Consider the following 21,722-nt stretch of genomic DNA (forward strand, 5'->3'; position numbering starts at 1 on the left):
CAGCGGGGAAGGTAAGCATGGCGAAGAGCATGAGCCGGAAAGGGCGTCAGGAACAGGCTAATTTCATGCACGTCGACGATCTCGGCGGGCTGGAAGTGTTGCAGGCCACCTATCGCCGCCAGACCTTCTCCCGCCACAGTCACGAGGGTTTCTGCGTAGGCGTGATTGACGAGGGAGCCCAGCGTTTTTACCGTACTGGCGGCGAGCATGTCGCGCCGTTGGGCAGTGTGATCCTGGTCAACGCCGATGATATCCATACCGGCAGCTCTGCCAGCGAAGACGGCTGGTCCTATCAGGCCATGTATCCCAAACCGGAACTGCTGGCGTTCTTATCCCGCGATTTGAAAACCGTCGCCGGGGCTACGCCCTATTTCCCTAATCCCGTGGTGCAGGACGCCGGGCTAGCCGGGCAGTTGCGATTAGCCTTTGGTATGATGCGCAGTAATGAAAACCGTCTGGTGAAGGAGACATTGGTGTTTTCGGCGCTGACCTGGTTAATGCTGCGCCACGGCAAAAGCCGCATAGTGCCTGCCGTGCAAAGTAAGGCACAAAGCCAGATAGCGCGGATCAAAGCCTTTCTGGATGATTTCCCCGAGGCCAATATCTCCCTGCTTGAATTGGCAGAGAAAGCCGGGCTGAGCCCTTATTATTTGTTGCGTCAGTTTCAACAGGTGACCGGTTTACCGCCTCATGCCTACCAGATCCAGGCGCGTTTGCGTAAAGGGCGCCAGCTGTTGAAAGCGGGCAATGGCGTGCTGGAAACGGCACTGGCCTGCGGTTTTCACGATCAGAGCCATTTCCACCGTCATTTCCGCAAGTCCATCGGCGTGACGCCCGGTGACTATGTCAAATCGTTAAGATAAATACGCAAGCGTATACAATACTCGCTCTCTTTCCTGCGCTATGCTACTTCTTCGTTCGAAGGAGAAAAGAATGACTTACCAATCAACACTCACGGAGCCGCCAACGTTGCGCCTGCGTCCGGCCTTGCAAGGGGCCGTGTCGATTCTGCCGCTGTGCCTGGCGGTATTGCCCTGGGGGATACTTGCGGGGTCAATGGCGATCCAGAGTGGCCTGACGGCGGCCGAGGGGCTGGGGATGTCGGCGATTGTGTTTGCCGGAGCCTCGCAACTGGTGGCGATGGGGATGATCAAGACCGGTGCCGGTATGCTGGCGATCCTGATCTCCACCTTTTTTGTCACCGCCCAGCATTTCCTCTACGGTCTGCGCCTACGGGAATGTATTGCTCCGCTACCGCTGCGGTGGCGGGTAGCACTGGCGTTTTTGCTGACCGATGAGCTATTTGCTCTGACGGGGGATCATGGTCCAGCGCGCTTTAACCGTTGGTATGCACTGGGGGCAGGGCTGGCGTTTTATTTGAGCTGGTTCTTGGCCACCTTGCTCGGCGTAGTGGCGGCCAGCAGCATTGATCTCGATAGCTACGGTCTTGATTTCTCAATCGCGGCGACCTTTATCGCCATTATTGTGCCGTTGATACGTAATCTGCCGGTGCTGGCCTGCGTCTTGACATCCTTGGTGCTGTCGATTGGCTTGCACCATTATCAGGTACCTGGCGCTTTGATTATTACCACCGTGGTGGCGATGTTGGTTGGGCTGCTGTGCAGCAGGGGGAAAGAATGATCTGGCTGACCATTGTGTTAATGGGCGTGATCGTCTTCTTCAACCGCTACTGTTTTCTGGCACCTGGCCTACCGGTGCGCTTATCGCAACGGATGAGAACTTTGTTGAGCTTCTCGGTACCCGCGGTACTGACTGCCATCTGCGGACCAATCATCGCCTTCAACGGGGATGAGTGGCGCGCACTGCCCGAAAACCCTTATCTATGGGGAGCCGTATTCGCTATTGTTCTGGCCGTTTTCCTGCGCAATACGCTGGCGGTCGTGGTGCTGAGTATGCTGATGTTTATTCTGCTACGTACACTGCTATAACCCGTGCCTCAGAATATTCCCCCTGAATAATTCAGGGGGAAAGCATCAGATCGCCATTGTCATTTCAAACTGACGCAAAGGATCTTCACGCCAGCCAAGGTGCTGGAAGAAGGGGGCGATATCGTCCGGAACAAATACGTTGGCCGACAGCGCCAGCGGGGCAAACTGTGCTTGTAGTGCTTGCAACAGAAGGCGTGCCTGGCCTTGGCCGCGAAGCGCTGTCGGCACATAAATCATGCGCAGATGGCACTGCTGTGCGCCCGGTATCACCAAAGCAAAAGCCTGCTTTTCCAGAGTGAAGGCGCGCGGGGAGCCGGGCAGTTTATACAGCGACTCTGGGGCAATTAACCACGGCAAGCCATGTTGGCCGTCGGCGGTCATCTGCTGGGCAAGTGCCAACGGGTCGATCGGTTGCAAGGTTGCCGAGGGTTCCGGGGTTGCCAAGGGGGCGTGAAATCCCCATAGCGTGCGGGTGATGGCTAAGCCCACCTGTTGATACAGTGCCAGAGCCGCTTGATTACCGGCGATCACCTCCAGCGAAAGCCGGCGATCGCCTCGCGTATGGGCATCCGCAATAATGCGTTGCATCAACGTCCTGCCTAACCCTCTGCCACGCATTTCCGGGCGGATAGATAAGGCCGCCACACGGCTATGTTGGCCCCGGCGCGCGATCAGGGCCAGCGCCACCGGGTGCTGCTGGTGGGTGACGACAATGCTGTGGTTCAGGCTGAGGTCTTCGGCGGCAAAGCGGCTGCTAAAGGTTTCGCCGTCGATCACAAAGGGAACAATGTAGTTCTCGAAACAGTGGCTGAGTATTTGCGCCAGCTGCATGCTGCTGTAGTGCAAGGCGGAGTGAAACTCGAACTGGCTATCGATAGGCATGGCGGTTCCAAAGGCAGCGATGAGACCTCTATATCTAGCTGCGATTGGCCAATCAGGCAAGTATTAAGCTGTTTGTGTCGGATTTTTGAGCAATCATCGTGATGAAAAAGCCGGGCGAATTCGCCCGGCGAAGTCACTTCAGAAATAGCCGTAGCTATAAATTGCAGTAGTGGTTATGTGTCACAGCGTAAATCAGAACTGATAGGTCAAAGCCACGGCAATCACGTCGTCGTTTTTTAGACCTAGCTTGTTGTTGTCATCGAGTTGGTTGATTTTATAATCCACATAGGTGGACATGTTTTTATTGAAGTAATAGTAAGCACCCACATCAATATATTTCACCAGGTCGGTGTCACCGATATTTTCAATATCTTTAGCCTTGGATTGGACATAAGCCAGTGACGGGCGCAGGCCAAAGTCGAACTGATATTGCGCAACCACTTCCACGTTCTGGGTTTTATTGGCAAACCCGCTTACTGAGGTAGGGGTATTATTAATGGTCGCGGTGCCGGAAATTGGCGTCAGGTTATGGGTTTCCGCATAGGTGGCGGCCAGATACACGCTGTTGGCGTCGTATTTCAGGCCGGTTGCCCACACGTCGGCTTTATCCCCCTTGCCATAGCTGCTCTGTTTCTGACCGGTAGTCCGGTTAGAAGAGGCATAGGCGGCCGTAACGCTGACGCCATCGATGATTTCGTAGCTGGAAGACAGACCGAAGCCGTCGCCGTTAGCTTTGCTGTTGGCGCGGGCATCGTTTTCGTTCTTGCCCTGATATTGCAACGCGAACTTCAGGCCATCGACCAGGCCGAAGAAGTCGTTGTTACGGTAGGTAGCCACGCCGTTGGCGCGCCCGGTCATAAAGTTGTCGGTTTTGATATAGGTGTCATCGCCAAATTCCGGCAGCATATCCGTCCAGGCAGCAACGTCGTAAATAACGCCGTAGTTACGGCCATAGTCAAATGAACCAAAGTTTTTCACTTTCAAACCAGCAAAACCAAGACGGGTTTTAGTGTCTTTAGTGCCATCCGATTCGCTATGGTTGGCGGCGATCTGATATTCCCACTGGCCGTAGCCGGTCAGCATATCGTTAATCTGGGTTGCCCCTTTAAAGCCGATACGTACGTAGGTTTTATCACCATCATTGCTGGTATCGTCAGAGAAATAGTGCAGTGCTTTTACCCGGCCATAAAAATCAAGCTTGTTACCGTCTTTATTGTAGATCTCTGCTGCCTGTGCGGTCTGAGCAATAAAAAGTGCCGCAATAACGGCAAGAAGATTAGGTTTCATGGTGTTCCCTGCTTTGTACGATTGAAAGACGCTTATCATCAGCTGTATCGCTGTTTTACTTTACTGCCGGAGTTAGCGCAGCGAAGATTTTTTACCGCAGTTGTGTGATGTATTTATGACAGGTTAGGTAAATGGATATCGAAGGGTGAAAAATAATCCAGGAGAGGCGTTTTTTGTTTCAGAGGAGGGGGGCCTATTGTGCAAACATGCGAGGTTATACGCAAAAAAATCACTGTTTCACTGTGAGAGAAGGGGGGCATTGCGGTGCGTTTCGCAATGTTGGTAAGCCAACCGTAACTCGGGCTGACGCCGCGGGCGGTCTGTGGGACAATAGCGCCATCATTTCGTATAGATAAGAGTTGAATGGCGCTTTCCCCCGCAGTTAAAGATCAGATCGGCCAGTGGTACAAAGCCCTGCAGCAGCAAATACCGGATTTTATTTCCCGTGCCCCTCAGCGACAGATGATCGCTGAAGTAGCGAAGACTCTGGCCGGCGATTACCCTCGCCATCTGGCGATCGAAGCGCCAACCGGCGTGGGTAAAACGCTCTCGTACCTGATACCGGGTATTGCCGTTGGCCGTGCCGAAAGCAAACCGTTGGTGGTCAGTACCGCCAACGTGGCGCTGCAGGATCAGATCTACAGCAAAGATTTACCGCTGTTGAAAAAGATCATTCCCGATCTGAAATTCACCGGCGCGTTTGGCCGTGGGCGCTATGTTTGCCCGCGTAATCTCGCGGCGATGAGCACCGACGTGGTCGAACAGGGCGATCTGATGCTGTACCTGGACGAAGACGAGCTGGCGCCGTCCAGTGGTGAAGAGCAGGCGCTGTGCCAAAAGCTGGCGAAAGCCCTGGCGCGCCATGAATGGGATGGCCTGCGCGATCACTACCCGCTATCGATCGATGACCCCCTATGGGGCAAGCTGAGTACCGACAAGGCCAACTGCCTGGGGCGCAACTGCCACTATATTCGTGAATGCCCGTTCTACATCGCCCGCAAAGAAATTGAAACCGCCGACGTGGTGGTAGCCAACCACGCGCTGGTGATGGCGGCGCTGGAAACCGAGTCGGTATTGCCGAACCCGAAAGAGTTGCTGCTGGTGCTGGACGAAGGCCATCATCTGCCGGAGGTGGCACGGGATGCGCTGGAGATTGACGGTGAGATCACCGCGCTGTCAACCAACCTCCAGCTCGATATGATCGTGCGCCAGGTGGAACAGTGCATGACGCAGTACCGGCCAAAGAACCCGCCGGGGTTGGCCAATAGCGAACGGCTAAAAAACCACTGTGAAGAATTGCGCGAGCTGATCCAGATTTTTGAGCACCAGGCCAACGCCTATCTGCCGCCAGACAGCGGCAACGCCGAATATCGCTTCGAAATGGGTGAACTTCCTGCCGAAATGGTCGAGATCTGCGCGCGCCTGTTCAAACTGACGGACGGCCTGCGCGGCCTGGCCGAATTTATTCTTAACGACCTCACCGAGCAGACCGGCAAGCACGATATTGTGCGGTTGCATCGGTCCATCATCCAGATGAGCCGCACGCTGGGCTACCTGGAAGCGATGAGCAAGCTGTGGCGGCTGGCGGCGATGGATAAATCCTCCAATGCGCCGATCTCCAAATGGATTGCGCGTGAACTGCGCGATAACGTTACCCATCTTTATCTGCATTGCGTGGGCATCCGCGTCAGCGATCAGTTGGAAAAACTGCTGTGGCGCAAGGTGCCACACGTGGTGGTCACCTCGGCAACGTTACGCTCATTGAATAGTTTTTCACGGCTGCAAGAGATGAGCGGGCTGAGCGAGAAGGCGGGCGATCGCTTCGAAACGCTGTCTTCGCCGTTTAATCACGTCGAACAGGGTAAAATCGTCATTCCCAAGATGCGTTTTGAACCGGCGATGGCCAACGAGGCCGAGCATCTGGAAGAGATGGCGCGCTTTTTCCGTGGCGAGCAGGCCAGCGGCCAACATAAAGGGATGCTGATCCTGTTCAGCAGCCACCGTGCGATGCAGACCTTCCTCAGCTATGTCACCGATCTGCGTCTGATGTTGCTGGTGCAGGGCGATCAGCCACGCTACCGGCTGGTGGAAGAACACCGTAAGCGGGTAGAGAAGGGCACTGCCAGCGTGTTGGTCGGGCTACAGTCATTTGCCGAAGGCTTGGATCTGAAAGGTGAACTGCTGACCCAGGTGCATATCCACAAGATTGCCTTCCCGCCGATCGACAGCCCGGTGATCCTCACCGAGGGCGAATGGCTTAAATCCCTCAATCGTTATCCGTTTGAGGTGCAGAGCCTGCCAAGCGCGTCGTTTAACCTGATCCAACAGGTGGGCCGCCTGATCCGAAGCAACGAGTGCCACGGTGAAATCGTGATTTATGACCGCCGTCTGTTGACCAAAAGCTATGGTTCACGCCTGTTGGCGGCGCTGCCGGTGTTCCCGATCGAACAGCGCGAAGTGCCGGAAGCGGACAAAGCCCACAAGGCGGCATTGAAATCTGCGGCAGAGGCCGCCAAGAAAGAGAAAAAGCGTAAGAATCCGTTTGCTCGCCGCCGTACCCGCTGATTACAGCATTGCCTCAAAGGCGGCACTGGCAGGACAATCAGGCTGTGCGCTGTACATGACCAACCGCAGGTGGTTGTCTTCATCGACAATAAACGAGGCGTGTTCAAACGTCACTTCACCTGCCCCTGCAACCAGGAAAGTACGTTGCCCCTGGCAGCGGCCATGAATATCGTGCTGCTGCCACAGTTGGCGAAATTGAGGGGATACTTCGCTCAGAGCCTGAATGCGTTGCAACATGGTGGCATCTTGCGGGGCGCGGGCGTAATCACGGCGAAAGCTGGCCAGGATTTGCGGGGCCTGCTCCTGCCATCCCATCAACCGTTGATTGAGTTCGGGATCGGCAAACAGCATCCACAGCATATTGCGCTGCTGTGGCTGACGCTCAGCGATGGCAAACAGGCGGTCTGCCGCCGGGTTCCAGGCGATAATATCCCAGCTCAGGTTCATCACATAGGCCGGGCGCAGGGTAAGATCGTCCAGCAAGCGGCGTACCAACGGCGTGACCTGGCACCACTGGTGGCCTGCTATTACCGGGGGCCGCTGATGCGCCAGTAAAAACAGATGATAGCGTTCGGTCGCATCCAGCTTCAGAACCCGCGCCAGATCCTCCAGAAATCCCACCGAAGCATTGATTTCCCGCCCTTGTTCCAGCCAGGTGTACCAGGTCAGGCCCACGCCAGCCAAGGCGGCAACTTCTTCACGCCTTAGCCCAGGCGTACGCCGCCGCGTGCCGCTCGGAAGGCCAACGGCCTGGGGAGAGAGTTTTTCACGCTTCATACGCAGGAAATCTGCCAGCTCTTGACGGGTGCGGTTAAGGGTACGTGGTGGCATCGGCGGGTCCTGTTACTCTTGGTAATAGTATAATTGGCTATATAGTAACAGTTTAAAGCATGTTCCATACTGCCGCCATCATGTTATCAGGAGGCGTTATGGAGCATACCTTGTCTGACAGAAAGGCCGGATTACCGGGGCTGCCGGTGTTGTTACTCGGTGGGTTCGTCACCATGTTCGATTTGTTTGTGGTTAACGTAGCGGTGCCGGTGATCCAGCAACAGTTCAACGCCAGCTTTGCTGAAGTTGGGCTGATTATCGCTGGTTATGAACTGGCCTTCGGCATCTTGCTGATTGCTGGCGGACGCTTGGGAGACCGCTTCGGTCGGCGGCGTATGTTTAGCTATGGCATGTTGGCTTTTGCGCTGACCTCGACGCTTTGCGGTTTGGCAGGTTCGCTGTGGGTGCTGATTGTTGCCCGCTTTTTGCAAGGTGCGGCGGCGGCGCTGCTGTTTCCACAAATTTATGCCTTATTGCGCGTACTGTATGGCGAAGAGCAGCGGCGGCGAGCCTTTGCTCGTTTGGGGATGACGCTGGGGTTGGCGGCGATTTGTGGCCAGGTGTTGGGCGGTTTTATTATCGAGGCCAATATTCTGGGCAGCAGTTGGCGCATGATCTTTCTGATCAACCTGCCGATTGGCGTGCTGGCGGTGATGGCGGCACGACGTATTCCGGAGTCAAGGCTGGAGCAGGCGCAGCGGCTGGATGCTAAAGGTCTGCTGCTGGCCGCTGGCGGTTTGCTGCTGCTACTGTTCCCGTTACTGGAAGGCCCATCGCGTCACTGGCCTTGGTGGACCGTGCCGATGATGGTGCTGGCAGTGGCGCTGTTAGCCTGGTTTGTGCGTTGGGAACGGCAACTTGCCCGTCACTCCGGTGATGCGGTGCTCGATCCGGCGCTATTTCGCCAAGGTCACTTTGCCCGCGGCACGGTAATTGTGCTGGCGATTTACTCCACCGCATCCTCATTCTTTCTCTGTTTTGCCCTGCTGTTACAGGCCGGAATAGGGCTGACGCCGTTCCAGGCGGGTTGCCTGTTTGCTCCGGCCAGTGCCGCCTTTATGCTGGCCTCCTTTTTGGCTCCGGGCTGGGTGCAACGTTGGGGGAATATTGTGTTGGCAGGCGGGGTGGTGGTCTACGCCAGTGGCATGGTATTGCTGGTGGTACAGGTGTTATGGGGGCGAGCGTTCAGCCATCCGTTACAACTTTTACCCGGCCTGATGATTTTGGGCTTTGGCCAGGCATTGAGTATGACGCCATTGCTTAATTGGGTGCTTGGCTTGGCGAAGGAGCATCAGGCCGGTATGGCGGCTGGCTTGGTGTCAACGGTGCAGCAGGTAGGCGGTGCTCTGGGGATTGCGGCCAGCGGCATGTTCTTTGTTCCGTTGCTGGCCGGGGGCGCAGATCCACAGCATTATGCCAGCGCCTTTGCTGGTGCAATGGGTTACAGCCTGTTGGCGATGCTGGTTGCTTTGGTCTTGCTGATCTTCACCCATCGGCAGCTAGCTAGGGGCGATTAAAGCATTATTGCGCCGGTTTGCCCGGCGCTGCGTTGTAATTTATCAGTTATCACCGGAACCCCACTGCTACGGCGATCGCTGCTATAGCGACATAGATCCCCATTTTTCATGCCATGTATGACGGGGAATACATCATTCTATTTTATGCTTGCGGATACTTCCTTAATCCACTAGATCTCGCTATATCCGCAAGCTCTCAGCAATAAAATAAGGAGAACGTCAGCCATGTACCAGATAGCGTCATTCCGTGAAGACGATTTGGACGCCCAGATAGCCTTGGTGCGTGCCAACCCACTGGGGATGCTCATTAGCCAGGGACCCCAAGGGCTGATGGCGGATCCGATCCCCTTTCTGATAGATACCGATGAGCAAGGGCAACTGACACTCAGGGCGCATTTATCGCGAGGTAACCCACATTGGTCGGTGCTGCAAGCCGGGCAAGAATGCCTGATAGTATTCCAAGGGGCCGAAGGCTATATCTCGCCGGGATGGTATGAAACCAAGCGGCGCACTGGCAAAGCGGTGCCGACCTGGAATTATGCCGCCGTACACATGTGGGGAACGCCAACGGTCACGCAAGATAGCGCCTGGTTGCGTCAGTTGCTGACGGAACTGACGGCGGTGCATGAAGGTAACCAGCCGCAACCTTGGCGTCTTGACGATGCGCCTGCGGAGTATATTGCCGCCAATATCAAAGGCATTATTGGCATCGAAATCGCCGTCACCCGGCGTGAAGGGAAATGGAAAATGAGCCAGAACCGCAGCGCTGAAGATATCGACGGGGTGATCGACGGCCTGCGAGCCGGTGACGATTGCCAGCAGCAACTTGCCGATGAGGTTGAGCGCCGTCGCGGATAAGGTATGCTTAGTGCAAATGTTATCTGCAGGGCGAACGATGGATTACAGCAAAATTATCAAAGAAATAGGCCGTGGCAAGAACCATGCGCGCGATCTGGATCGGCAAACGGCTTTCGAGCTCTATCAGGCGATGCTGGCCGATGCCGTGCCGCCCCTGGAGTTGGGAGCCATCCTGATTGCCATGCGTATCAAGGGAGAGGCCGAGGAGGAAATGCTTGGCTTCTATCAGGCAATGCAACAGCAGGTGATGCGGTTGCAACCCCCACAGGGCCGCCCGATGCCGGTGGTGCTACCCAGTTACAACGGCGCTCGTAAACAGGCCAACCTGACGCCGTTACTGGCGTTGTTACTGGCCAGGGTAGGGTTGCCGGTCGTGGTTCACGGCGTAGTAAACGACAGCACGCGTGTCACCAGCGCAGAGATTTTCCGTGAGCTTGGGGTGCCGTGGTCTGAAGTACCTCAGACTGCCCAACGGCGTTTGGACGGCGGAGATGTGGTGTTTATCCCCGTGTCGGCGCTGGCGCCAGCGTTGGAAAAACAGCTTGGCCTGCGCTGGAATATGGGCGTGCGTAACAGTGCCCACACCCTGGCAAAATTGGCGACGCCATTTGGTGAGCAGGACGTGCTGCGCATCGCCAGCGTTTCTCATCCGGAATACGTCGAGCGCGTTGCCTCATTTTTCTGCCAGATCGGTGCACGGGGATTGCTGATGCATGGCACCGAAGGGGAGGCTTACGCCAATCCGCAACGCTGTCCAAAAATCCACTATATCGTCGGTGGTCAGCAGCAGATTTTGCTGGAACGGCCAGAACAGGATGCGTTGGCTGAGGTGCCTGCCGCCAAGGATGCCGCAACTACGGCGCGTTGGACGGAGCGTTGTCTGGCTGGTGAGGTTGCCATTCCCGAGCCTATCGCTCGGCAGGTTGCCTGCTGCCTGGTCGCTACCGGCCAAGTGGAGACATTGGAGCAGGGGCTGGTCAGGTTGCGATAATCTCCCTTATTACCTGCTATTACTCGGGGTGAATACCTTCGCTCCGAGTATTTATCACTGCTATGTTGGTTATTTTAAGTAAAAAAATCTCCAATACCAGACTATATATTACTAACCACTTAAATTATGGCATAAGCTGGTGGGATATGTGATAAGACGGAATAAAAACGTTTAAAACTCAGTGTATAACTTTAAAGAAGTAGATTACACTCAGCTCACCAGCTTTTGGGGTCTTGCATGACTTTCCATCGATGACGGAGGTTTGCTCCATCTTGGTTGTAAAAAAGGACTTGTAAGCTACTCTATCTAAATCATAAGAAGAGAAGCGCTTAAAATACATAGACGATTTTCCATTCTGTATTTGGGTTATAGATCACGCTATTTCACATTCGTGATTTGTATGTATTCATACAGTGCCAAGCGTAAGCTTATAGGTCGGGATTATGAGTAAATATGATGATGTCCAAGGATTTAAAGATAAGACAAATCTCAAAGGGATTGATTATAAAGAGTTTCCCCGAGACGATGTAGCATCGGCGCCGTATCGCTGGTCTATTGTTGAGCAGGTAGCAGGCAATGGGGGTGTCCCTACCAACAGCTCGCAGCCAACGCCGATCGCTGGTACGGATCTTTTTTCCAGCGCACCTTTAGCGGGCGAACCACCTGTACAACCCAAGACGGTGATAACAGAAAATAGCGCCTTGCCCGGCCACATTCCTCATAATTTTGATCGTTTCGCTCCTCCGGCGGAGCCTAAGCTTACCAAAAATGCCCAGCCGGAAAGCTCACGTCCCCTTCCTGCTCAGGGTAACCCTTTTAATTCGCTTGCAAGCACCCCATCGCCAGCCCCACAGCCAGAGAATCAACGTTTCAAGCAGATGTTCAGCAAGAAAATGTCGACTGCCGGTGAGGTGATGGATGCCGGTCGCAATATATTACTCAAACCACTTTTAGAGTCTATTGCCTCATGCCGTTAGTTTGTGTTTGTTCTCCGAAAGGAGGGGTAGGGAAAACCACGGTTACTGCTAATTTGGCTTATGCATTGGCCCGTAGCGGCAGTAAGGTGTTGGTGGTCGACTTCGACTCGCAGAATGCGTTAAGGCTGCATTTTGGCGTGCCTATTTCCGATAACCGAGGTTTTGTTGCTCAGTCGGCGAGTTTATCCGATTGGAGCCAATTTATTCTCAAGGTTGGGCCGAACCTGTTCGTTTTACCTTACGGTGACGTCACCGATGAGCAGCGACTTCAGTTCGATGACAATCTGCTCAATGAGCCAATGTTTATCCAACGTGGCCTGAGTGCGGTGCTGAAGATCCCCGGCATGGTGGTAATTGCCGATATGCCGCCAGGGCGTAACGCAGCAGTACAGGCCATGCAGGTCGCGGCGGACATGCGCATTATGGTGTTGCTGGCCGATACCGCATCGCTCAGTTTATTGCCCACTATTGAGCAGCATAAATTTATGAGTGCGCCCGCCAGCAATGAGGTCGGCGAGTATTATGTGGTCAACCAGAGTGACATGCGGCGTACGTTGAGCAGGGATGTGACCCATTTCTTTGAGCAGCGTTTGCAAGACAAACTACTGGGTACCATCCACCGCGATGAGTGTGTCCCTGAGGCCAATGCATCGCAACGGGCGATCATGGATATTAGCCCAGTGTCGGCTGCTGCATTTGATATTGAGCAGATCAGTAAAAAGGTCGCAGTAATTTTAGGGCTTAGTGTTGGAGATGGGACGTATCATCATACTACGTCTATTTATGGCTCTTCGTAAGGATTGTCTGGTTAGTTATGAATAAAATACTCTTTTATTTCTTACTGCTGTTGGCCTTACCTTTTATCCTGTTGATTATCATTGCCCCCATGAGCAGTGATAATCAGTATATCTTTGGCCTGATCTGCATTGCGATCGTATTTATCTTAGGGGTAAGTAAAAGCAAAAAAGTTACCCTGGTAATGATTGTGATGTCGACCCTGATGTCATTACGTTACATCTACTGGCGCGCGACAGAAACCCTGCATTTCAACAGTACTCTGGAGGCTGTGCTAGGTATTGCCCTGTTTATCACCGAGCTGTATGCCCTGGTGATATTGCTGTTTGGTTATATTCAGACCACCTGGTCATTAAAACGCACTATTGAACCGCTGCCCGACGACACGTCGCTATGGCCAACGGTAGATGTCTATATTCCTACTTACAACGAAAGTATGGACGTGGTGCGCGACACCATCCTGGCGGCGCAGTGCATTGACTATCCGAAAGACAAAATGAAAATCTACGTGCTGGATGACGGCAAACGTAATGAGTTTGCCGTATTCTGTGCCGATGCGGGCGTAGGCTATATTACCCGCAACAATAACCACCATGCCAAAGCGGGCAATCTGAATAACGCGATGAAAGTGACGCAGGGTGAATTGATCACCGTGTTTGACTGCGATCACGTGGCAACCCGCGCCTTCTTGCAGGCGACGGTCGGCAGCTTCCTGGTGGATGAGCGCCTGGCGTTGATCCAGACTCCGCACTACTTCTATTCCCCGGATCCGTTTGAACGCAACCTGTCAGAGGCGAGCAAAGTCCCTAACGAAGGCGCACTGTTCTACGGGCCGGTGCAGCAGGGTAATGATAACTGGAACGCCACTTTCTTCTGTGGCTCCTGTGCCGTGATCCGCCGTTCGGCGCTGGAAGAGGTGGGCGGTTTTGCGGTAGAAACCGTGACCGAAGATGCCCATACCGCTTTGAAGATGCAGCGCCGGGGCTGGAACACGGCATTCCTGGCATTGCCATTGGCCGCCGGGCTGGCTACCGAACGCTTGGGGTTGCACGTGATCCAACGTACCCGCTGGGCGCGTGGCATGACGCAGATCTTCCGGGTGGATAATCCCTTGCTGGGGCGCGGCCTGACCTGGCAGCAGCGTTTATGCTATCTGAACGCCATGCTGCATTTCCAGTACGGCTTACCCAGGGTGATATTCTGCGTGGCTCCGCTGGTTTATCTGCTGTTCAACCTCAATATCATTGCCTCCTCCGCCGGGCTGATTTTCGCCTATGTGTTACCGCATCTGGTGATGTCTATCTATATCAATTCCAGAGCCAACGGGCGCTATCGTTATTCGTTCTGGGGGGAAATCTATGAGACGGTGATGTGTTTCCATCTGGTGATACCAACCCTGCTGACGATGATCTCGCCAAAGCACGGCAAGTTTAACGTGACGGATAAAGGCGCGTTGCTGGACGTTAACTATTTCGACTTCCATATTGTCCGGCCACATATTATCGCCGTGTCCTTGCTGTTAATCGGTACCGCCTGGGGGGTGATCCGCCTGTTGATGCCGGATCACTATGGAGCCAACCCGCAGGTTATTATGCTGAACATCGCCTGGGCCAGCTTCAGTATGATTATCCTGCTGGCCGCCATTGCCGTAGCGCGGGAAACACGCCAGGTCCGAAAAACCATCCGTATCGATGCCACTTTGCCTGCGGTGCTGTATTTTGCCAGCGGCGCGGCGATGCGTACCGAAACCCTGGATCTTTCGATGGGCGGGGTCAAATTGAAAACGCCGGACGAACGTTTCCTCAACGATCCGATCGAAGAGGTGGAAATATCGCTCAAGTCCGGCGCCGTCAGTTTCCCGGTAGAGCTGATCGATGCCGACAAGTCGGTGACCCGCTTAATGTTCAAAGAGATGCCGATTGAAAAACGGCGGGAGTTGGTACGGGTGGTATTGGCGCGCGCGGATGCCTGGATCCAGACCAAACCTTTCCCACAGGATCGGCCACTACGTTCGTTGCTGGGCGTCCTGCGCTGCATTTTCGAGTTGTTCTATTTTTCCTGGCGCGATCGGCGGGCCAAAAAGCAGCAGAAACGGCCTGAGTTAAAGCGGGATAAGGAACAAGCCCTATGAGTCGGGTGAAAACCAAGTTGCCGACAGGCAGATCTACGTTCATTGCCCTGGTCAGCGGCCTGATGTTGGGGATGGGGCTTTCTGGTCTGGCGATAGCGGCCGATCCGCAGCCTGCAACGCCTTATGCCAGCGAGAGTGTTGAGGTACCAGGTTTTCCGACCTTGCCGCGCCCAACTGATGCTCCACCAGCGGGTGCAGTGCCGGGCAGTGCTGAGCAAACAGCTCCGCTTGATATCGCTTCGCCGCCGGCCACCGTTTTCAACCAGTCGGTTGCTTCTACGCTCAGCGTGGGCGAGATGGGGCAGAGCAATGGCTTGACGTTGAGCAACTGGCAGCAGCAGTCCGGTTTCACCTTTACCTTACCCTCGGATTGGGTGGTGACGGACGGCAATCTGGTGCTGGATCTCGAAATCTCCCCAGCGCTGATGGGAACCGATACCGAACTGCAACTGATGCTCAATGGACAACCCTTGAGCACCCAGAAGCTTAACCAATTGCAAGAAGCCAAGGTGAGTTTGCGGGTGCCAATCCCTGCCGCGATGATTGTGGCGCGCAACAACCTGAGTTTCAGCATCGGCAACGGCAGCAATGCGGCCATGTTGTGCGAAAAGGGGGCGGCCAATAAGTATTGGCTCAAGGTGCTGCCAACCAGCCAGTTGCATCTGGAAAACCAGGTGCTGAATATCAGCCCGAACCTTGGCCGATTCCCTAACCCGTTCTTCGATCCTCAGGCCATGCAACCCACCCTGGTGGACGTGATCTTCGGCCAGGAAAAACGGCCGGAAGAGGTGGCCGCAGCCGCTATCGTCAGCTCTTATCTGGGGAAAATTACGCGCCATAACAACCTGAACTTCCAGGTGTTGCAGGACAGCTTGCCTGAGCAGAACGGCATTATCTTTGCGCGCCCCGGCGAGCAGATTGGCCAGTTGACTCTGCCACAGGCCGATGGACCTACCATCCAGATGATTGATAATCCGCTGAACCCGGTTTACAAGCTGCTGCTGGTAATGGGGCGTAACGCCACCGAGATGCGCCAGGCCGCCTATCGTCTGGTCAGCCAGCCGTTGCCGGAGAAAACCGCGTCGCTGGCGGTGAAGCCGGTGACTATTCCGCTGCGCCAGCCCTATGACGCCCCGCGCTGGATCGATACCAGCAAGCCGGTCAGCTTTGATAAGCTGGTGGCCAGTAATGAGGAACTGACCGTCACTGGCGTTTACCATGATGCGGTGCGCATTGCTTTTCGTGCCGCCCCGGACCTGTTTATGTGGGATGGCAGAAACGTCCCGCTGCAAATCAACTACCGTTTCCCCACCGACAACTGGATCGATGAGAATAAATCCCAGCTCAGCGCCACGCTGAACGGCACCTTCCTGCGTAACCTTTCGGTGAACAAACACGGACTGCTGGAGCTGCTGTGGCACCAGTTTGGCGGCGACATTCGCCAGGAACAATACACCTTGGCCCTGCCACCGTATCTGATTTACGGCGACAACATGCTGGAGCTTTATTTCTCTATCGTGCCGAAAAACGGTACCTCCTGCGATCCGGCGGATAGTAATACCCTCAAGAGCCATATCGGGCCCAACTCGTATATTGATCTGAGCGATACCTACCATTTCACCGAGTTGCCCAATCTCTCGTATTACGTCGGGGCTTCCTTCCCATTCTCCAAGCTGGCAGATTTTTCGCAAACCGTGCTGTTAATGGCGGAAAAACCCACGGCCAGCGAAGTACGCATGCTGTTGAACCTGACCGCTCGCTCAGGTGCGGCTACCGGCAGCTCGATTGGCAACGTGGATATCCGCTTTGGCCTGCGGGGCAACGAGAGCGAGTTGGACGACTTCAAGGGCAAAGACGTGCTGGTGGTCGCCTCACTGGCGCAGAGCGCCTTCTATCAGCGGCTGTTGCAACAGGTGCCTTTTGCGCTAAACGATAGCGGCGGGCTGGTGGTGAAGGCGCAGTCTACGCTGGAAAAATTGCAGTCCTACCTGAAAGGTAACTGGCGAACCCAGGGCATCGACGCCGATCGCTATCTCTCCTCATTGACGGACTGGCGTGGATTTTTCAGCTTCCGTTCCGGTTGGGATCCGCAACGGGTGGTGGTGGTGGCTAGCGCCTCTTCCGACGATGGCTTGAACAAAATCTATGGCGATCTGAAATCGGCCCGGATCAACGCTGGGGTGCGTGGCGATCTGGCGGTGATCACCGATCAGAACGGCGTACGCAGTTTCCAGGTTGGCGAACAGTTCCCGAGCGGGGAACTGCCCTGGTATCTGATCTTTATCTGGTATGCCAGTAAACATGTGGTGCTTTTATCCCTGACTGGTTTGGGGATTTCCGTGGTGTTGGGGCTGGGGCTGTATATTTTGCTACGCAAGCACGCCGCCAAACGCCTGGGGAGAGATGCAGAAGATGAACGTTAAAGCACGTCTCGACCAGAAGCTAGACAGGAGCCGCCAATGAACCTATTGCTGAAAAAGAAACTGTATTGGGTCTCCCTGGCCGGGCTGACGATTTTTTCGGTGTCGGCGCTGGCGGATGACAATAACCCGGCGCTGAAAGCCCTGTTTCAACAGGCGGCTTACTGGCATGACAAATCGCATGACGAACTGGCTCAGGGAGCGTTGCAGAAAATCCTGTTGATCGACGAGAACAACGCCGAGGCAATGTATCTGCTATCCCTGTATGCCATGCAGGGCGGGGATAAGGCCAAAGCCGAAATCTGGCGCAAAAAACTGAGTGCAGTTGCGCCCAACGATCCCCGTCTCCAGGCGTTGAGTAACACCGAAGCCGCTCCATCGGTCTCCAAGAATCTGTTAGCGCAGGCTCGGCAGTTGGCGGCCAAGGGGGAGTTTGCCCAGGCAACTGCGGCCTATCAGGCGGTGTTCAACGGCAAGACACCAATCGATAACCTCGCCAACGAGTATTACCTCACCTTGGCGGGGTCACCCGCTGGCAGGCAGGAGGCGATTGATGGCCTCAAGCAGCGGCTAACTATTCAACCCAATGACTCGCAAACTCGCGTGGTACTGGGCAAGGTGCTGACCTATCAGGAATCGACCCGCCGTGAGGGGATCGATATGTTGGCAGCGATGGCCCCGAACAATAATGAAGCGGACCAGGCGTTGAAACAGGCGCTGCTGTGGCTGGCTCCGCTGCCGGCAGACAAGCCGCTGTATGATGCCTATCAGCAACGGCACCCGGAGGACAAGGCCGTGGCTGGCTATTATCAGCAGACTATTGCCGGTTCGGCCAAAGGCGTTGGGTTCTCCGAACTGAATAAAGGGGATCTGGGCGGCGCCAAGGATCAGTTTGCCGCTATCCTGGCGAGCAACCCGAATGATGCGGATGCTTTGGCCGGGATGGGATTTACGGCGATGCGCAGCGGAGACTTCGCGCAGGCAGAGAACTACCTCACCCAGGCGGCAAAACAGGGCGGCCCACAGAGTGCGCAGTGGGGAGCGTTGGCTCAGGAAGCGGCGTTTTATGCGACATTGGATAAAGCCAAGCAGGCTGCCAACGCAGGGCAATTGGATGAAGCCTTGGCGATCAGTGCGCCCTTGAGCCGAGCCACCGGGGATAAGGGCAATGCGGCGACGCTGTTCCGGGCCGACCTGGCTCGCAAGAAAGGGGATTTCACAGCGTCTGAGCAGATGTATCGCGGCTTGCTGACGCAAAATCCGCAGAATAATGATGCCAGGCTGGGGCTGTATTATCTGTTGCAGCAACAGCGTGATAAAGGTCCGGAAGCTGCGCAGATACTGCAAACTATTCCAGCCGATCAACGGCCTAAAGTCTCGCAGGCAGTGGCGGGAGTGAATGTCGATCCTCAGCGCAGGCAGGCCGAGGCTGCCATGCAGAATGGCGATCCGCAGCGAGCGATGATGATCCTGCAACAGGCGCTGGAAAAGCAGCCATCGAACGTTTGGGTGCGGCTGGATATGGCACGCATCCTGAACAAACAGGGGCAAGAGTTGCAGGCGCAAACCTTGATCTCCCCGCTGATGCAGGTTGGCGCTTCGCCAGACAGCCTGTATGCGGCAGCGCTGTTTGCCTCAGAACGTAACGACTGGCTGAACGTGTCCACCCTGATGGCGCGTATCCCGCAAGGGAGGCAGAACAGCAGCATGCGGGCTCTGGCGGCCACTGCATCGGCCAACCAGCAGCGGGCCAGTGCAGAAAGTTATCTTCGCCAGGGCAACACGGCCAGCGCAGCGGTCATCTTGCGGCAGTTGGCGCAAAAGCCGCCGACTGAACCCGCGGCCCTTGGGGAACTGGCAAAAGATTTGATGACGGTGGGGGATACCTCAACGGCGATCCAACTGGTGCGTGACAACATGCGCCTGGGGGTTAAAGGGAATGCGGGCGATTACGCGGCCCAGATCGCGGTGCTCAATCAGGCTGGGTTAAGCCAGGAGGCCGATGCCTGGCTGAATAACCCGGCGCTGCGGGCGCGCAGTTCAACCCGCGAGATTGGCCAACTGCGCAACGGCAGCGTGATCAATGAGGCGGATAAACTGCGTTTGCAGGGGCAGTACAGCGCCGCGTATGACAAGCTGATCGGCGCGCTGCAAAATGACCCGCAAAATACCGATATCATGCTGGCGATGGGGCGGCTCTATCAGTCTGGCAATATGAACAAAGAGGCCGGGCAGGTTTACAACTACCTGCTCAGCCGTGACAGTCTGAACCAGGGGGCGCGCGAAGGTGCCGTTGGGGTCGCATTGTCCGAAGGCGATGTCGATCGGGCCAAACAGTTGCTGCGCGGCTTGCCTGCGCTTAAAACGCCGGATCAGTTGCTGCTGGCGGCGCGCGTTGCTCAAGCGGACGGCAACTATCCACAGGCGATGGTGTTTCTGCGCGAGGCGAAAAACCGGGTCAATGGCGTAACAGGTGCTCCAGGCGGGGGGCCGGCAGTGATTGGCGGTTTGCGGCTGGCGGATAACCCGTTTGCCTCGCAGAGCACGGTATCGTCGAGCGTGAATACCTCCTCCTCGGCTTACGGTGAGGTGCTGCCTTGGCAGGTTGCTGCCCCGGGTTACACTAGTGCTCCTGCGGCGGTGGTGAAAAATCCTACCTTGCAGCAGATTGATAAGTTGATGGACGAGGTGCAGGACAAGACTGCCACCTGGGTTCAGGGAAACATTTCTCTGCGCGATAACAGCAGTGGTGAAAATGGCCTGAGTAATATCACGGAAGTGAGAAGCCCGATCACTCTGTCAGGCATGCCGTTCGATAATGGCAGGCTCAGTGTTGATGTGACGCCGGTGATGCTGAAATCCGGGACGCCATCCGACAGCGCCAACAGCCGTTTTGGTACCGGGGCGCTGCAACAGGCCAGGGCTATCGAGGCCGCAACTCAGGCCTCCGTCATTGCCTCACAGAACTCGATTGCTGCCGCACAGGCCGCCGATCTGCGCTATCAGCAACTGCATGCCACCCGCGATAGCCTGTGTTCTATTGACGCCACTTCGCCAGAGTGCGCCGCCGCCACGGTGGCGCAGGATCAGGCCTTTAACGAAAGGCAGACGCTGGCGGGCCTGGTGACGCAGCCGAAAACCTTTGGCCCTAACGATATCTATGCCGACTCACCGGGACAGCAGCAAGATACCGGGGTTGAACTGGCGTTAGCGTTAAGCGGCGACAGCTATAAGCTGGACGTGGGCAGTACGCCAATGGGCAGCGGCATCAGTTCGGTGGTGGGTGGCGTGAAATGGTCACCCAAGCTGACCGAGCACTCAACGCTGGATATGACGCTTGAACGCCGCGCGGTAAAAGATAGCCTGCTCTCCTATGTCGGGACCGAAGATACCATCACCGGCAAGAAATGGGGGGCGGTGACCAAGAACGGCGGCGGCGTAAATCTTGGATACGATGATGGCGTGCTAGGAGCTTACGGTGGCGCGGGATATTACAGCTACGTGGGTGATAACGTGGCAGATAACCATAGCGTGACCGGCATCCTTGGAGCCTACATCCGCCCTTATAAGGATGATGATAGCGAGCTGAAGGTGGGCGTTAACGTCAACTATATGGATTTTGACAAAAACCTCAGCTATTTCAGCTATGGCCAAGGGGGTTACTTCAGCCCGCAGGACTATCTCAGCATCTCGCTGCCGGTGGAGTACACCAAAAAGCAGAATAACTTCACCTATATGCTGAGCGGCAACGTCGGTTATCAGACCTATAACAATCAGGAAAGCCTGTACTACCCGAACGATCCGAATCTCCAGTCTCAACTGGAAAGCCTGGTCAGCCAGGGGTACGGCAAAGAGGCCAGATATGCCAGCGAGGACAAGAGTGGCATTGGTTACAGCCTGAAGGCGGGGGGAACCTATAAGGTCACGCCAAGCGTGTTGGTTGGGGGGCAGTTGGGTTATGACACTTTCGGCAGCTATTCCGAGAGCACGGCTTTGCTCTATTTTAAATATCTGTTAGATGGAAAATAACCATGCAAGATATTAACACTACCTGGTATGAGCTTGATTATTATCGCCAGCGTCAGTTTAAGGCGGGTTGGCAGGATCTGATCGAAGTGGTGTTCTCCGGCATCCTGGCTTCTGCTGATGCTGCGGATAGCCGCGATTTTCTGCGTTTGATGGGGAGCAACCTGGCGAAGAAGCTGCCATTACCTGAGGCGGAAACGGTGGGAGAGTTGGAGGATGCTCTCAATGCCTTACTACGTCAGTTTGACTGGGGCAGGGTGCAGATTGAGGCGAATGGCGAACAGATGATCCTGACTCATTATGCCTACCCGCACAGTGCCGATCCGGCCAACGAGGACGTCTGGGCACTCTCTTTTGCCACGGTGCTTGAGGGGGCCTATGACGCCTGGCTGCTGGCTCAGGGCGGAGAACCGCATGTTTCCCTGCGCTGGCACAGCCCGGCCAAGGATAACACCCTGGTCTTTTGCTACAGAAACGAGCAACGCAGGTAAAC

The 21,722-nt window shown here is 55.3% G+C and carries 16 protein-coding genes; 13 read left to right on the top strand and 3 right to left on the bottom strand.

The annotated features are described in order from the left end of the window. Positions 1 to 17 precede the first annotated feature (17 nt). The 3 genes from KGP17_RS08320 (at position 18) to KGP17_RS08330 (ending at position 1,949) form a co-directional block, all read left to right on the top strand. Complete coding sequence (locus KGP17_RS08320) at positions 18 to 863, top strand: AraC family transcriptional regulator (protein ID WP_021805144.1); 846 nt, start codon at positions 18 to 20, stop codon at positions 861 to 863. A 70-nt stretch (positions 864 to 933) separates the two neighbouring features. Continuing rightward, entirely contained in the window at positions 934 to 1,641 is a 708-nt protein-coding gene (locus KGP17_RS08325; RefSeq protein WP_021805143.1) for an AzlC family ABC transporter permease, read from the top strand. Next, a complete protein-coding gene (locus KGP17_RS08330) occupies positions 1,638 to 1,949 on the top strand; it encodes an AzlD domain-containing protein (protein ID WP_021805142.1) in 312 nt (103 codons plus the stop codon). Before KGP17_RS08325 ends, KGP17_RS08330 begins: the two co-directional genes overlap by 4 nt. A 45-nt stretch (positions 1,950 to 1,994) precedes the next feature. On the opposite strand, the gene KGP17_RS08335 is transcribed toward KGP17_RS08330, so the two are convergent. Together KGP17_RS08335 and ompC are read right to left on the bottom strand one after the other, a co-directional pair. Next, positions 1,995 to 2,831 carry a GNAT family N-acetyltransferase gene (locus KGP17_RS08335; protein ID WP_179252484.1) on the bottom strand — a complete coding sequence of 279 codons (837 nt, stop codon included), beginning with the start codon at positions 2,829 to 2,831 and terminating at the stop codon, positions 1,995 to 1,997. A 192-nt stretch (positions 2,832 to 3,023) separates the two neighbouring features. Continuing rightward, positions 3,024 to 4,118, bottom strand: coding sequence for a porin OmpC (gene ompC, locus KGP17_RS08340; protein ID WP_021805140.1), 1,095 nt, complete (start codon positions 4,116 to 4,118; stop codon positions 3,024 to 3,026). A gap of 363 nt (positions 4,119 to 4,481) precedes the next feature. On the opposite strand from ompC, the gene dinG reads away from it, so the two are divergent. Next, positions 4,482 to 6,683 carry an ATP-dependent DNA helicase DinG gene (gene dinG / locus KGP17_RS08345; RefSeq protein WP_059200254.1) on the top strand — a complete coding sequence of 734 codons (2,202 nt, stop codon included), beginning with the start codon at positions 4,482 to 4,484 and terminating at the stop codon, positions 6,681 to 6,683. Here the strand turns inward: dinG and KGP17_RS08350 are convergent, their stop codons facing one another. Beyond that, positions 6,684 to 7,514 (bottom strand): helix-turn-helix transcriptional regulator, encoded by an 831-nt coding sequence (locus KGP17_RS08350; protein WP_021180495.1) that lies wholly within the window; start codon positions 7,512 to 7,514, stop codon positions 6,684 to 6,686. A gap of 98 nt (positions 7,515 to 7,612) precedes the next feature. Between KGP17_RS08350 and KGP17_RS08355 the strand changes: the two genes are divergently transcribed. The 9 genes from KGP17_RS08355 to bcsD all read left to right on the top strand — a co-directional run bounded on the left by KGP17_RS08355 (position 7,613) and on the right by bcsD (position 21,720). Further along, a complete protein-coding gene (locus tag KGP17_RS08355) occupies positions 7,613 to 9,031 on the top strand; it encodes an MFS transporter (RefSeq protein ID WP_223499144.1) in 1,419 nt (472 codons plus the stop codon). 225 nt (positions 9,032 to 9,256) lie between these two features. Then, entirely contained in the window at positions 9,257 to 9,889 is a 633-nt protein-coding gene (locus KGP17_RS08360; protein WP_059200256.1) for an FMN-binding negative transcriptional regulator, read from the top strand. 37 nt (positions 9,890 to 9,926) lie between these two features. Continuing rightward, positions 9,927 to 10,880 carry a DNA-binding protein YbiB gene (gene ybiB / locus KGP17_RS08365; RefSeq protein WP_223499616.1) on the top strand — a complete coding sequence of 318 codons (954 nt, stop codon included), beginning with the start codon at positions 9,927 to 9,929 and terminating at the stop codon, positions 10,878 to 10,880. 443 nt (positions 10,881 to 11,323) lie between these two features. Further along, positions 11,324 to 11,857 (top strand): cellulose biosynthesis protein BcsO, encoded by a 534-nt coding sequence (locus KGP17_RS08370; RefSeq protein WP_223499145.1) that lies wholly within the window; start codon positions 11,324 to 11,326, stop codon positions 11,855 to 11,857. Beyond that, the gene (gene bcsQ / locus KGP17_RS08375; RefSeq protein WP_037375089.1) at positions 11,848 to 12,654 is read left to right on the top strand and encodes a cellulose biosynthesis protein BcsQ; all 807 of its coding nucleotides are present in this window, start codon (positions 11,848 to 11,850) and stop codon (positions 12,652 to 12,654) included. Before KGP17_RS08370 ends, bcsQ begins: the two co-directional genes overlap by 10 nt. 17 nt (positions 12,655 to 12,671) lie before the next feature. Continuing rightward, a complete protein-coding gene (gene bcsA, locus KGP17_RS08380) occupies positions 12,672 to 14,783 on the top strand; it encodes a UDP-forming cellulose synthase catalytic subunit (protein WP_059200259.1) in 2,112 nt (703 codons plus the stop codon). Continuing rightward, positions 14,780 to 17,206 (top strand): cellulose biosynthesis cyclic di-GMP-binding regulatory protein BcsB, encoded by a 2,427-nt coding sequence (gene bcsB / locus KGP17_RS08385; RefSeq protein ID WP_223499146.1) that lies wholly within the window; start codon positions 14,780 to 14,782, stop codon positions 17,204 to 17,206. The genes bcsA and bcsB overlap by 4 nt, the downstream gene beginning before the upstream one ends. A gap of 36 nt (positions 17,207 to 17,242) precedes the next feature. Further along, positions 17,243 to 21,232 (top strand): cellulose biosynthesis protein BcsC, encoded by a 3,990-nt coding sequence (locus KGP17_RS08390; protein WP_209555301.1) that lies wholly within the window; start codon positions 17,243 to 17,245, stop codon positions 21,230 to 21,232. Between the two features lie 2 nt (positions 21,233 to 21,234). Beyond that, the gene (gene bcsD, locus KGP17_RS08395) at positions 21,235 to 21,720 is read left to right on the top strand and encodes a cellulose biosynthesis protein BcsD (protein ID WP_021180504.1); all 486 of its coding nucleotides are present in this window, start codon (positions 21,235 to 21,237) and stop codon (positions 21,718 to 21,720) included. Positions 21,721 to 21,722 lie beyond the last annotated feature (2 nt).

The sequence above is a fragment of the Serratia sp. JSRIV001 genome (assembly GCF_019968745.1).
Taxonomy (GTDB): domain Bacteria; phylum Pseudomonadota; class Gammaproteobacteria; order Enterobacterales; family Enterobacteriaceae; genus Chania; species Chania fonticola_B.